Origin of the sequence: Richelia sinica FACHB-800 (genome assembly GCF_014698825.1) — a bacterium.
Taxonomy (GTDB): domain Bacteria; phylum Cyanobacteriota; class Cyanobacteriia; order Cyanobacteriales; family Nostocaceae; genus FACHB-800.
On sequence record NZ_JACJTT010000050.1, the window covers coordinates 1 to 14,147 of the forward strand.

Here is a 14,147-nt window from a genome sequence, read left to right on the forward strand (position 1 = left end):
ATGTTCTCTGGACTGGGAAATGAAACCATGGATGGTGGAACTGGTGTAGACCTAATTGACCACACCATTTTCTCTGGCAACTATGTCTTTAACATGGCAACAGGGTTGACCAACTTTGTAGGCGAGAGCTACACCAACTTCGAGAACGTCAACATGGGTGCTGGTAATGACTCTGTGACGGGTAATGCTGTTAACAACTCGATTAATGGTGGCGATGGTAACGACATCCTCAACGGTGGTGGGGGTAATGACTCACTCATTGGAGGAGGAGGCATAGACACCCTGAACGGTGGGACAGGTAACGACATCATCCGTTCCGATGGTGATGGTGGTCTTTACCGTGGCGATAGCGGCAATGACACCATGTTCTCTGGAATAGGGAATGAAACCATGGATGGTGGAACTGGTGTAGACCTAATTGACCACACCATTTTCTCTGGCAACTATGTCTTTAACATGGCAACAGGGTTGACCAACTTTGTAGGCGAGAGTTACATCAACTTCGAGAACGTCAACATGGGTGCTGGTAATGACTCTGTGACGGGTAATGCTGCTAACAACTTGATTAATGGTGGTGGCAGTAATGATACCCTCAACGGTGCTGATGGTAACGATACCCTCAATGGTGGTGGAGATGGTCAAGTTGATGTGTTGACAAGTGGTAGTTTATTGGATCTCGATATCTTCGTACTGGGAACAGGAGGTGGCTCAATCCTCTATGACTCTTTAGGTAGTGCTGATTTCGCTCGAATTACTGATTTTGACCTCATTAATTTTGTTGGAGAATTAACAAATGAGGTAGATAGAATTCAACTGAGTGGGTCAGCTGCTAACTATCGGTTAGTGAATAGTGTTAGTGCAGGAGGATTTTTAGGAGTTGGTATTTTTGATACCAATTTAACGGCTCTTACTTCTGATGATGATCTAATTGGTCTGATTCAAGGAGTCAGTGCTGGTGTTGGCTTTGGACAATTAAACCTCAACAATGCCACTCAGTTTGTTTACGTATAATTCGCTTCTTTTTCTCTGAAACAATAAGAAAATTTGAAACTTTGATTTAAATTATCCCCATATTTCAGGAGGATATAAAATCTTTAAGGGAGTCGTCAACCGGACGACTCCCTCTTTCAATTAGATATCTGGTGAAAATGAATGTAGAGACGTTCCGACGGAACGTCTCTACAAGGGTTTAAAACCAAGCATATTTAATTACCACTAGATGTCCATTGGAAATTTTTAAGCTCAAACGTATACGGGGATATATAGCTTTAACCAAGATAATTAGGACATTAGATAATCTTCAGTGTTAAGCTAATCGGCATTTAAGTTGCATGACTTGGGCGGGCAAGATGCCTACCCCACAAGAGATTGATAAAATTTAATCTGCAAATTAGATGTGCTTTAGCTTATATTAGGAGTTTAGCATTGCTAAAGTAATTAGAATTTTGTACGTCCTAATTTTAGTGTCTGTGGTTATAATATAGCGATTAAAAATTAAAAATTATCACGGTTTATTTCCCTGTAATAGATAATCCTTCAATGATTAGAGAAGGAGTGTAGCAAGAACCATTCCAATCGGGATCACCACCCAATTCTCCTAATTGTTTGAGGGCTGCGTAAACGTTACCAGCTACCATTGTGTCTTTGACTCTTCCTATTACCTCTCCATTTTTGACCCGATAACCCAAATCAATGTTGATGGCAAATTCACCAGATAAATCACCACCACCACCTAGCATTTGATCCACGATTAAGCCGTTATACAAGTGGTGAATTAAATCGGTCAGAGATGAGGTACCTGGTTTAATTAAGCAATTAAATAAACCAGGGGTGGGATAGCTACCTAAACCAGGGCGAAAACCATTCCCTGTACTACCTGTGCCTAGTTGTTGGCCTGTGGTGCGATCGCTATAAAAGTTCTGCAAAATACCGTTTTCGATAAAAACTAGAGACTTGGTTGGTAAGCCTTCATCATCAAAAGGACAACTATAGGGGCCTGCTTCTGGGTCTTGATATAAAGTCAAGGTCTCAGCGATGACTGGTTTACCTAATCTTTCTGCCCAAGGGGAAGCCTGTTCTAAGATATGCTTGCCATTCAAGGCGGCTTGGACAGTTCCCCACAACATATCAGCAGCTTTGGAAGTAAACAACACTGGTACACGACCAGTGGGGGTAGATACATTCTCTTGGGCCCAATTTAGTCTTTGGATAATTTGCTGGGCTAATTTCTCTGGATTGAGTTCTCCTCGTTGAGTTTGTCCGTCGGAAACACTTAAAAAATCATCGCCTCTGACCCATTCGGCGGACATATAGCAGCTAAGAGTGGTGTCGGTGTAGTGACAATCTAAGCCTCTGGTGTTAACTAATCTGGTAGTTTCTACATCACATTCCCAGTCGCCATTACAGAGAACATCAGGGTAAACATGACGAATGAGGGCGATCGCTTCCTTACCCCAACCGATCATTACTTCCACAGGTACAGATTGCCCTACATCTGGGTAAGATTGCCCAGAATGGCTATTTAATTCCACTGACTCCGGTTCATTCAGTTGACTCAGGGCTAGTGACTTATCCACCATTGCCTGTGGATCTACCATGCCATAAGCCACAGCAAGCCCCGGACGACCATTTCGCCATAACCGTAGTGCTGTGCCTTCCGCTTGACTAGTTTCCAGTTGTTTGAGACGGTTGGCCTCAAAAAAAATCGGTCGAGAAAGCGATCGCGATTGATACACTTCCGCAGCTTCCGCGCCAGATTTGATTGCTAGGTCTAGCAGCTGTTCTGCTAGTGTATCGTGAGAGAAATTTGCAGAACCCATGTTCCCTAATAGATTGTGGATTTTGGAATGTGAACCGCATAATAGACGCAGATCATTATCCCATCACTGTGTAGTCTCAGTGACAATTTTTCAGGAGTTGAGAAGTTCAGGAGTTGAGAAGTTCAGGAGTTCAGGAGTTGAGAAGTTCAGGAGTTCAGGAGTTCAGAAGTTCAGGAGTTCAAGAGTTCAGAAGTTCAGGAGTTCAGAAGTATGGCTGCGCCACGCTGCGCGAACAGAAGTATGGCTAACGCCTCCAGAACGCTTTAGCGATAGGCTACGCTACGTGAACAAGGAGTTTAAAAATGCAAGAATTCAGCAGTCATGGTATTAATTATTCTGCAACTTCTGTAACTTCTGCAACTTCTGTAACTTCTGTAACTTCTGCAACTCCTGTCTTCTTCTTACGGTAAATTAGCCTCTTGTAATAACCAAAACCCTGCAAACGCTTCTGATTGAGGGCTGGACTGAACTCCAACAAAATGGACTCCGTTGGCTTTCTGCTTTGCTTCTTCAAAGGCTTTGGCTTCGGCAATTAATTTTGGTGTTCTGAGATTGGCTAAAATCCAGCTTTCGGTTACACCAGTTTCGAGAATTAATCTTTCTCCTTGGGCGGTGTCAAAGCGTAAGGAAGATAAATCTAAGCCGGACATCCAACCAGCTAAGGGTAAAGCCCTGGGGGAAAAAATTAAAATCCCTGGGATATTGGCTTCTGGTGACACTTGCATCAATTCTAGGGGGAAGGCTTCACCAAAGCTAATTTCCCACTCTGGCATGTCGTTAAAGTCAGCGGCGGCTAAGGAAACAAAAGTCCACTGTTGACCTTCTAACGCATCTGGCAGTCTTTGGGGCAGAGGTCTTTCTAGGCGGACGGAAGGGTTAGTTCCCCCTTGATATCCTGGTTCCTGGGGATAGACTTGTTCCTGACGCTGCTGTAGCCATTGGTTGAGGATGAGGGTGCGGCGACTGGGTAAGGCGGGTATTCCAGCATCTTCGCAGGCTTTGACAATCATATTATTCATTTGCCGACGGAAAAAGCGGATTTTAATCGGGGCTTCTCCAGCTTTCTCAACGGCTTCCTGTAGGGCTGTGCGTAGCCAAACGGAGTTTACTTGTGTGCTGGGGCAATATTTAGCATAGCGAAATAAAGAATCTGTGTTTGCGCGAACATCTAAGGCGCTTTCGCAGATGAGCACTTCCCAAACTTTTTTCTGTTGTTCGTCCAGAATTGGACGGGAGTAAAAATCGAGTTCCCAAATACTGCCCATGTTTTAGCTTTAAAAATTTGGCATTTTATATTTTGCGATACTTTGACTCTATCAAATTGTTAGTTTTCCGTATCGCTGGGGCGGGTTTCTCGTTCCCTATTCCCTTCATAGGGTTTTGATGATGTCAGTAAAGCCATAGATGCTGATGGCCAGTAGGAGTAGGGCTGTAAATTGGGTGATGCGTTTTTGAGGTGAGGGGGCGATCGCTTCTCGGATTAAAATCGATAAGGAGGAACCGACGACAAAACTGAGGCCCAGAATTAAATAGGGTAGTTCCGGTAGTATGGTTGCTAATATCAGCATAGCGATCGCTAGGGTCAACATCAACAACTCCACAAATCGCGGCGGATTATATTGACTCGATACAATCAGGGTGTTTAACCAGAAATGCCACAATCTCATAGTTTCCTAGTTACCATTTTCTGTTGGGTTGATTAGTTATGAGTACCGCACCTGTGGAAAAATTGGTAAGCTCTCTTTCCCCCTACGCCCTGCTGATGTCAGCGTCAGTCTAGAATTTAAGATGATATCAGTTGTCAGTTTTTCACTACCAACTCACAACTGATATCTCAGATATTAACTAACGTACTCCAGTTTTTACCCCTGTACCATTTTTCTGGGCAGAGTTATCTTCTGGTATTTCTACACCAAAGACACGGGCAAAAGCTTTTTCTACTTTATAACCAGAATCAATGGATTCTAAGGGGTCTTTCCGCAGACGATGACGCAGACATAAGGTAATCACACGACGAATATCGTCCAGGGTGACTTCTGTACGCCCTTCAAAAGCTGTCAGGGCTTTAGCCGCACGGTTGGTGACAATATCCCCACGCAAACCGTCTACATCTAATTCTGAACAAACTTCAGAAATTTTCACCCGCAGGTCATAGTCAAGATTTACCTGTGGCAACAAGTTTTGAGCATTGACAATTTGCTGCTGGAGTGATTCTTGCTGAGGTTGGTATTTACCCAAAAATTCTGGGGGGTTTTGGTCAAATTCTGACCGTTGTTCCACGATTTGCACCCGTAAAGCAGGTTCTTTCACTGTGTGAATTTCGGCGTGCATCCCGAAGCGGTCAAGTAACTGGGGACGTAATTCCCCTTCTTCTGGGTTACCAGAACCAACCAGCACAAACCGGGCTGGGTGGCGAATAGAAATACCTTCCCGTTCTACAGTGTTCCAACCACTAGCAGCAGAATCAAGGAGTACGTCTACGAGGTGGTCATCCAAAAGGTTGACTTCATCTACGTAGAGAATGCCTCGATTTGCTTTAGCCAAAAGACCTGGTTCAAAAGCCTTAACACCTTCAGATAAAGCTTTTTCGATGTCGATGGTACCGCAAACCCGGTCTTCTGTTGCCCCTAATGGTAGGTCTACCATTTGGACTTTTTTGAGAACTACGGGAATTTCCGCCCCTGCTGCTGCTTGTTGGCGGACTTCATCGCTCATCAAGTCCGGGTCGTTGGGGTCACTGTTGAAGGGGTCATTGGCAACCACAGGGATTTCTGGGAGGAGATCCGCCAAGGCGCGGATAGTTGTGGATTTGCCGGTGCCGCGATCGCCCATAATCATAACACCACCAATTTTGGGGTCAATCACATTTAACAGCAGTGCCAGTTTCATTTCTTCTTGGCCGACAATTGCTGTAAACGGAAAGACCACGCGACGCGCACTTGCCGTAGACTGAGCAGTTGGACTCACTAAATTACCTTAACAATACTTTTCTTATTACAATTCCCTATTTTGCCATAGATAGGCAGGTAATACCGTTTCACTTTCAGTTTGAGACCAATGGGAGAGGAGGAGAAGACTTTAGTTGGAGGTATTGATTTGAGTCGGTAGGTAGACTTTCACTATTGTCCCCTTTCCTTGTTGACTGCGAATTTTAATTTTACCTTGATGTAAGCTGATACACTTAGCAACTATAGCTAATCCTAAGCCTGTACCTCCAATATTCTCAACATTACTAGCTCGATAGAAAGATTCACATAAATGGGGTATTTCTGCGGCAGGAATACCAATTCCTTGATCCTCTATGCAGAAAATCGCCACTTTTTCATTAATTTTGAGAGTAAATTTAACGTTATTGCACTGAGGTGAATATTTAATTGCATTCGATAATAAGTTAATTAAAATCTGTCGCAGCAGTTTTTTATCCATGGTCATCACTGCATTAATTTTGGATTTAGCAGTAAAGATAATGGTGTGATGAGAAGAACTAATTTGGATTTCCTGTACCAATTGTTCACAGAATTTTACTAAATCCAGCGACTGAGGATTAAAAGATAAATTACCTGTTTCTGCTTTATTAATTAATAAAATATCATCTAAAAGCTGAATGGTGTGCTCTACATAAGTAATAATACAATTGAGATGCTTTTGTTTCTTGTCATAGTCTAATTTGTGTTCAAAATCTTTTAAAATTCCTGCGGAGGAAGAAATAACTGCTAAGGGTGTGCGAAATTCGTGGGATGTCATGGTTACAAACCTGGCCCTTAAATCATTCAGTTCCTTTTCTTGTTCTAAGGATTTGTGAATTTCAATTTCTGCTTGTTTGCGTTTAGTAATATCCTCTGCTATGCCCACAATCCGATAGACTTGTCTATTTTCATCTAAGATGGGGAAAGCTTGGTCGCGAATCCACGCAATAGATTGATCAGCGTGAACCAGACGATATTCTGTATCATATCCCTCGTGAACATTTTCTAATTTGGTGATCAAATTTGCTTTGTCGTCAGGATGAACTGATTTAATAAAAGATACAGGGTCTTGATATAATTCCTCACAAGACTGTCGCCAAATTTTTGTGTAAGCAGGACTAACATACAAGATTTTATTTTTCACTGGGTTATAGACCCAAAAAACTTGGTGGATATTTTCCGCTAGTTGACGAAATTGCTCTTCACTATCTCGTAAAGCAGTGGTACGTTGTTTGACTTTTTCTACCAATTCTTGGTTAAGTTGATTGAGGGCAACCATTGACTGTTGCTTTTCTAATTCAGCACTGATTCTTCTGGTAAAAATTTTGAATATTTTTGTTAATTTGGGCAAATTTGATAATGGTTGATTGTCGAGAATACATACAGTGCCAATGGACTGACCATGTATATCCTCTAAAGCAATCCCTAAATAACAATTTATGCCTAATTTGCTGAAAATCGGATGTTCTGGATATTGAGCTTGTAATCCTTCACAGCAGTAAAATAGCCCTTGGTTGATTGTGTGAGCGCAGGGAGTAATATTTAGGGGCATGGACAAGTCAGATTGTAGTTTTCCATCTGCCCAAAATCCTTGGCTATATACAGTCTCACCCTCTCTTCTAAAAATTACGACGCTCCGAACCTTGAAAAGATTGGCTATATATTTGACTGCCGTAGGGAAAAAGTTTTCACTGGAGCAACCTACAACTTGTTCCAGACTGGTTTGTATATCTATTTCTGGGGTATCTAGGGGAGTAAGCTGTAATTTAGATGCTTGATTATGGGAAGATAAACTATTGTTTTGTAATTTATTTATTAAGGATAGTTTCTCTGCTTCTAACTGGGATACTTTTTGAACTAATTGAGTGGCAATATGGTAAATTTCTCTAGAATCAAATATTTTTAAGATATGGAAAAATGTAATAATTCCTGATAACTGTCCTTGCTCATTAATAACGACAACTTGATGACGCTGTCGTGATTGCATCACCATTAAGGCTGACCATAAAGATTCATGGGGAAGAATCGAGCAGACCTGGTGATCCATAATAGATGCAGCAGTGATTGTGTGTAAATCTACATCGGTTGTTGATAATTGGAGAATTTGATTTTCTGTAATTACACCAAGAGGGTAGAGAAAAGTTTCCCGTTGTTCTACAATCACTACTTCACTAACATGGTGTTGATCCATTAATTGGATAATATTGAACAGCGAAGCGTCGGGAAAAGCAGATATGACATCATGATTCATGTATTGGTAGACTGACTGCAATTGAAGCAAGTCTTGAGGCAGCAGTTGTTGTAAACTCTCTGAGGTGATCAATCCTACGACTTGATGATGGTTGTTAATCACTGGTAAATTATGAATTTGATAATGATGAAAGCGGTGAATTAGGGGAAAAATATCTGTTAAGTCTGATTCTTGAATGGTGATGATTGCTGGGGTGAGAAAGTTGGCGATCGCTATTTGGGGAATTTTTTCGTTTGTGGCAATCAGATGGATAATATCTCTGCTTGTAAAAATACTTATATGTTTAGTATTATCTACCACTAGTAAACAATTATTTGATGGCTGAAATGAAGAATCAGATTGATGAGAAGACGTATGTTTCACTACCTGGCCATTGATGAGAGCGATCGCCTCACTCAGCAGTAGATCCCCAGAGACAATCATAGGAGTTTTGATAACAGCTAGTTTCAGATTTTCGGTTTCTATCGCGGAGGTAGATAGCATGAGGGCAACAGAATTACCAGATAATACTTGTTTTCTAGTGTGAATACAGGGGTGAGGCAATCATTAACATAGAGTAAATGCCTACCCCATCAACATTGGGATACTTATAGAAACTGCCAGGGAAATGGAGACACTAAACCGAAACACCAATAGACTTTCCACTCCTTAACCTGTCATCTGCTATAACTTTGACTTCTGCCTTGTTTGACTAGTAGATGCTATGCTGCCAGTGAGGGCAAACTTAATACCACTCTGTGGAAGAAAATGACTGAACACTCTTAACTATAATTGCTAAGAAAGTTCAACTGTACTGATTTTTTTAGATTAAATCAGTATTTCCTGGGATAACACCAGGATAAACTGAATAGCAAAGATAAAGTTATTAACGTTTATCTTTAGATATTGTAAAGGATACAATCATAATTAGGATTATACTGTGAAAAATTTTTGAATAAAACTTGCTTACCTCCCCAGAATAGGGGAATTGACCCAGGAAGCAGGAAACTGTTTAGAAAATTTCTTGGTGTATGGCTTTACTTAAAAATGTGGACTTCCTGTAGCTGTAATCTGCTGTCTGTAGCAATGAGGAGTTAAGTATCTATAGCAATGGACAGAACAGTTAGGACATTAACTAATGCTAAAACTTAGACAACCAAAGGCTTTTAGAACTGTCACCGGCTATAACATCAAGCTTGTTTGGTTGGAGATGTAGATGGTTGAAAAAAGTGATGAAGAGCAACACAAAGCTCATTATAAATAGAAGACAGTGAACGTTTGAACTCAGGACTTTAGGTATGAAAAAAATTTTGGTGATTGAAGATGAGCCTTTCATTTGCAGTAATATTGAGGAAATTCTCATCCTCTCTGATTACCAGGCAATTACAGCCCATGATGGCCTAACAGGATTAGAATTAGCCAAGGAAAATTTACCAGATTTAATTATCTGTGACGTAATGTTGCCTTATCTTGATGGTTATGAAGTAGTGAGTATGTTGCGTCAAGATAAAACAACAGCACAAATACCTTTAATTTTTTTAACTGCAAAAAGCGATCGCGCTGACCAGCGACAGGGGATGGAATTAGGTGCAAATGATTATCTTACCAAACCCTTTTCCCCCCAAGAACTATTGAAAGCAGTTGCTAGTCAATTCAAAAAACAAGATATTGTCAAAACTTCTTCCCAAGACCAATTAACAAATTTACGGAATAACATTTCCCTAGCTATTCCCCATGAAATCAACACTCCCCTCAATGGAATTTTGGGTTTTTCTAGTTTATTGATGCAAGACCATTCACTTCTCAACAGCCCAGAAGGGCTAGAAATCATAGAGTATATTCATCAATCTGCACAGCGACTCAATCGCTTAGTACAAAATTTCTTGATGTATACTCAATTAGAACTCATTGCCACCAATCCAGCACAGTTAAAAGAATTGCAAAGTGCTGACACTATGAGTATTATTAAAGATATCATTAATGATGTTGCCTTTCAAAAAGCATCAGAATTTAATCGACCAGAAGATTTAGAATTAGCAATAGAAAATGACTTGATAAAAATAGATCCTAACTACTTGACCAAAGTCATAGAAGAAATTATTGATAACGCTTTTAAGTTTTCTCAACCCCAGACTCCTGTACGTGTAACTGGTAAAGTTATTGATGGGCAATATCATTTGAATATCACGGATTTTGGTAGGGGCATGACACCTGAGCAAATTGCTCAAATTGGTGCCTATATGCAGTTTGATAGAAAATATTATGAACAACAGGGTTCAGGATTAGGATTGATTGTTGCGAAACGAGTAGTCGAAATTTACGGCGGTAAATTTGAAATTAAAACTATTTTAAATCAACAAACAAGCATTAATATTAAGTTACCTAGTACACAATTTAAATAAGTTAAACAATCATATTAATCCACTAGTGTTGATATCAGTTCTATTGAGCTATTAAAGCTCCGATTTTATTAACCAAATTCTTGAGTTTTACGGGTTTAGATAAATAATCTGTAGCACCTGCATTGAGACATTTTTCTTTATCTCCAGGCATGGCGAGTGCCGTCAATGCAATAATGGGAATATGAGATAAAGTTGGATTAGCGCGAATTTGGCGGATTGATTCTAAACCATCCATCACCGGCATTTGAATATCCATTAAAATTAAATTTGGTTGATGTAAATTCGCTAATTCTAAAGCCTCTAAACCATTGTTGGCAATGACCAAATCATAGCCTTTAGCTTGTAAATAAATACCAATAGTGTCTATATTGGCTTCATTATCTTCTGCTAACAAAATCAGTGGAGCAATGGCAGCAGATTTTAAATTTTCATTAGATGTATCTTCTATTTCAAAATTATTATTTTTAGAATTTATATCTAAATTTAATGCCCCTATATTTTGAGCCAATGGCTGAGTATAGGGCAACTTCATTGTAAAGCTACTACCTTGACCTAACACACTGTTAACAATCATGTTCCCTTGGTGCATTTCTACAATTTGTTTAACTAAAGTTAATCCTAAACCTGTACCTTCATATTGACGATTGAGTTGGCTATCTAATTGTATAAATGGCTGAAATAAAGAGTCAATTTCTGTGCTGGGAATACCAATTCCTGTATCTGTAACTGTGAAGAGAATGTGAGGTGTAAAAGTTTTTAATTTTATGGTTTCTAATTTCTGCTTTTCACTATCTAAATCTAATTTTACCTCTAAGGTTACTTTTCCTGATTTAGGTGTAAATTTTACAGCGTTACTTAATAAATTTATTAAGGCTTGTTTGATCAACATTGGATCAACTACAATTTCAGTAATATTATCTGCTATGTGTAAATTCATCTGAAGTTTGTTTTTCATTGCTTGAGGCTCTAGCAATGCTAAACTTTGACTACATAACTCTTGCACCGACACTGAACTAAGCTTTAATGACATTTTTCCTGATTGAATTTTCGCAACATCCAAAATTTGGTTAATCAACGATAGAAGATGTTTTCCACTACGTTCAATAGTGGTTAAAGCATCTTTTTGTTGTTGATCCAAACAACCATAGACTCCTTCATCTAAACTTTCAGACATCCCTAAAATAGCATTAATTGGTGTTCTTAACTCATGACTAATATTAGCAAGAAACTCATCCTTTAATTGGGTCAATCTTGCCAATTCTCTATTGGTTTTATGTAATTCTTCTTCTGCTTGTTTCCGGTCAGTAATATCTCTGCCTTCAGCAATCAATAAAATTACATTTCCTTCTTGATTTTTCAAAGGACGGAGAGAAAAGTCAATAATTTTTACCTCCTGATTTGTGCCTAAAATATTGACTTCATAGCGCATAAATTCACCTTGAGCAGCCCTAGTCACTGACTCTTGGAGTTGATTACTCATTTCTGGGACAACTTGCCACCAATGAGTTTCCCAGAAAGGATGGTTAATCACATCTGCTAAGGTCAAACCACCAAAATCTAAAGCAGTTTGGTTAATATCTAGAACCAGACCTTCTGTTGACAGTAGTCCCGTAAGTTGAAATGTATTATTAAAAATAGCGCGGTATTTATTTTCACTAGCTGCTAAAGCCTGTTCTGCTAATTTGCGTGTGTGAATATCTTTAGTGACTACCAAGAGATAATCTAACTCTCCACAGGTATTACTGACTGCTGTTACTGTCAAATTGACCCAAATAACTGTACCATTTTTACAAATGTAGCGTGTTTCTAAAGAAAAATTTTGTTGTTGACCTGACCATAATTTATCAATCTGTTCTTTACTAATTGGGAAGTCTTGGGGATGGCAAATATCTTCTAAACTTTTGGTGAGTATTTCTTCCGAACTATAACCAAGCAATTGACACAATGTTTGATTAGCTTTGATGGGATAACCATCTAATCCTAGTTTTGCTATCCCTACACCAACTTGATTAAAGATGGTTTCTAATTCTTGAGTGCGCTGTTTAACTTGGGCATCTAATTCCTGGTTTAATTCTTCTAGGGCTTGGATAAAACAGAGATTTTCTAATTCTGATTTTTTGCGATCGCTAATATCCATCAATACGCCGATCATCCGGTGTAATTCACCGTTTTCGTCGTATTCTCCCCTACCTTTACTGCTAACCCAGCGAATTTTACTATCTGGTAAGATGACACGATATTCTGCTTCGTAGTCTGTGGAATTAGCTAGGGCATAAAAAATTTTCTTTTGGACTTGCTCTAGGTCTTTGGGATGGATACATTGAAAATAAGCGTCATAATCAATGGTACCACTCCCTGAGCCATAACCTAACAATACTAGGGTGTTAGCACTAGCAACAATATCGTTAGTATGTAAGTCCCATTCCCAATAGCCAATTTGCGAAAATTCCAAGGCAAGTTTAAGCTTTTTCTCACTGACTTGTAGGTTAACTTCTGTTTGTCTACGTGCAGTAATATCAATACCTGTACTAACAATGAATTCTACGTTTCCTTGCTTATCTAACAACACGCTATGATGCCAAGAAATTAGTTTTTTTTGATTGTTTTTGGTAAGCAACTGATGTTCGTATTCAGCAGGTAATTTAGTTAATAAAAGGCTATAAAAAACCGTTTTAAAAGATTCTATTTCTTCGGGAATTAATAACAAATTCCAAAAATACTTGTTTTGAACTTCTTCTAAACTGTAATTACTCAGTTGTTGACAGGTTTGATTAAAGCGGACAATGCGACCTTGACGGTCGAGAACCATCACTAATGTTCCGGCACCATCAACAATTGTGGACAGTAAGTTATGTTCCCGTCTGAGTGCTTGTTCTGTTGCTGCTTGGTGTTGTTGCTGTTGAGCAAAAGTTTTAATCAGTTGCTGTTGCTGAATAATCTTATGAATGTTTTGATATAATAATTGGTCTGTTAAATCCCGTTTAAATAAGCAACTGTGGCAACCTAGTTTCATGACTTGAACAGCGATCGCTGGTTCTGGATATTCACTCACTACTAACACTGGCAATTCGGCACCAAGATTGAGTTTGGCCAGTGGTGCTAATTTGTTTAACCCCTCGCTATCAGGTAAGCAATAGTCTAATAAGATTACATCTGGCCAAGTTTGCTGACAGTATTGCCAAGCTGTGGTGAAAGTTTCTACTGTTGTAATAGTATATTTGTACCGCTCATCCCGATCTAAAAACTGCTGATAAGTTCTTTGATTACACTCAGAATTACTGATCAGCAATATAGTGAAGGAGGGGATACACATGTAAAATTTATACCTATATAAACTATGATCATTTTGGCAAATAAGTTAAAATGTTGTAGTTACATCAGACGATGTTATATATAGCATCTGTCTGTAGAGGTAATCTTTGAATCGTATTATATCCTGCTCATCTCAGGTATAACTCTATTTTTCTAAAAAAACACATAAATTTTACATTAATCGTTTTTTTACTTACAGAATAAGTATTACAGTCATTTTAAATTTAGATTTAATTTCCGCATATTCAACATATTTTTGCTGATAGAAAAGATTTTTATTACCTGTTAATACTACGGTTATTCCTCTGGGATCAAGCTGAATAAATTTATCAGTTCACTCTAAAATTACAGATAGTATGAAAACTCTTTTTGCATATATTTATAAGTAATATTGCTGAAATTAGGAGCAAGTAAAATT

The 14,147-nt window shown here is 39.1% G+C and carries 8 protein-coding genes; 2 read left to right on the forward strand and 6 right to left on the reverse strand.

Annotated features, from left to right (window positions below):
- Positions 1–1,011, forward strand: a 1,011-nt coding sequence (locus H6G73_RS22170) for a calcium-binding protein (protein WP_277925199.1), incomplete at its 5' end; no start/stop codon positions are given.
- Between the two features lie 500 nt (positions 1,012–1,511).
- Here H6G73_RS22170 and H6G73_RS22175 read toward each other — a convergent pair.
- The 5 genes from H6G73_RS22175 to H6G73_RS22195 form a co-directional block, all read right to left on the reverse strand.
- The gene (locus tag H6G73_RS22175) at positions 1,512–2,819 is read right to left on the reverse strand and encodes a TldD/PmbA family protein (RefSeq protein WP_190608405.1); all 1,308 of its coding nucleotides are present in this window, start codon (positions 2,817–2,819) and stop codon (positions 1,512–1,514) included.
- 401 nt (positions 2,820–3,220) lie between these two features.
- Positions 3,221–4,084: a Tab2/Atab2 family RNA-binding protein gene (locus H6G73_RS22180; RefSeq protein ID WP_190608407.1), complete on the reverse strand. Its 864-nt coding sequence runs from the start codon at positions 4,082–4,084 to the stop codon at positions 3,221–3,223.
- Between the two features lie 105 nt (positions 4,085–4,189).
- Entirely contained in the window at positions 4,190–4,486 is a 297-nt protein-coding gene (locus H6G73_RS22185; RefSeq protein ID WP_190608409.1) for a hypothetical protein, read from the reverse strand.
- 178 nt (positions 4,487–4,664) lie between these two features.
- A complete protein-coding gene (gene bchI, locus H6G73_RS22190) occupies positions 4,665–5,786 on the reverse strand; it encodes a magnesium chelatase ATPase subunit I (RefSeq protein ID WP_190608411.1) in 1,122 nt (373 codons plus the stop codon).
- Between the two features lie 111 nt (positions 5,787–5,897).
- Positions 5,898–8,519, reverse strand: a complete 2,622-nt coding sequence (locus H6G73_RS22195) for an ATP-binding protein (RefSeq protein WP_190608413.1) — start codon at positions 8,517–8,519, stop codon at positions 5,898–5,900.
- A 794-nt stretch (positions 8,520–9,313) separates the two neighbouring features.
- On the opposite strand from H6G73_RS22195, the gene H6G73_RS22200 reads away from it, so the two are divergent.
- Positions 9,314–10,417 carry a hybrid sensor histidine kinase/response regulator gene (locus H6G73_RS22200; RefSeq protein ID WP_190608415.1) on the forward strand — a complete coding sequence of 368 codons (1,104 nt, stop codon included), beginning with the start codon at positions 9,314–9,316 and terminating at the stop codon, positions 10,415–10,417.
- Positions 10,418–10,457: 40 nt separating this feature from the next.
- On the opposite strand, the gene H6G73_RS22205 is transcribed toward H6G73_RS22200, so the two are convergent.
- Positions 10,458–13,706, reverse strand: coding sequence for a PAS domain S-box protein (locus H6G73_RS22205; RefSeq protein WP_190608417.1), 3,249 nt, complete (start codon positions 13,704–13,706; stop codon positions 10,458–10,460).
- Positions 13,707–14,147 lie beyond the last annotated feature (441 nt).

What these genes read in the sequence shown, in the direction of transcription:
- H6G73_RS22185 (WP_190608409.1), bottom strand. Translation starts at nt 4,486, where the DNA reads ATGAGATTGTGGCATTTCTGGTTAAACACCCTGATTGTATCGAGTCAA.
- H6G73_RS22180 (WP_190608407.1), bottom strand. Translation starts at nt 4,084, where the DNA reads ATGGGCAGTATTTGGGAACTCGATTTTTACTCCCGTCCAATTCTGGAC.
- H6G73_RS22200 (WP_190608415.1), top strand. Translation starts at nt 9,314, where the DNA reads ATGAAAAAAATTTTGGTGATTGAAGATGAGCCTTTCATTTGCAGTAAT.
- H6G73_RS22175 (WP_190608405.1), bottom strand. Translation starts at nt 2,819, where the DNA reads ATGGGTTCTGCAAATTTCTCTCACGATACACTAGCAGAACAGCTGCTA.
- H6G73_RS22195 (WP_190608413.1), bottom strand. Translation starts at nt 8,519, where the DNA reads ATGCTATCTACCTCCGCGATAGAAACCGAAAATCTGAAACTAGCTGTT.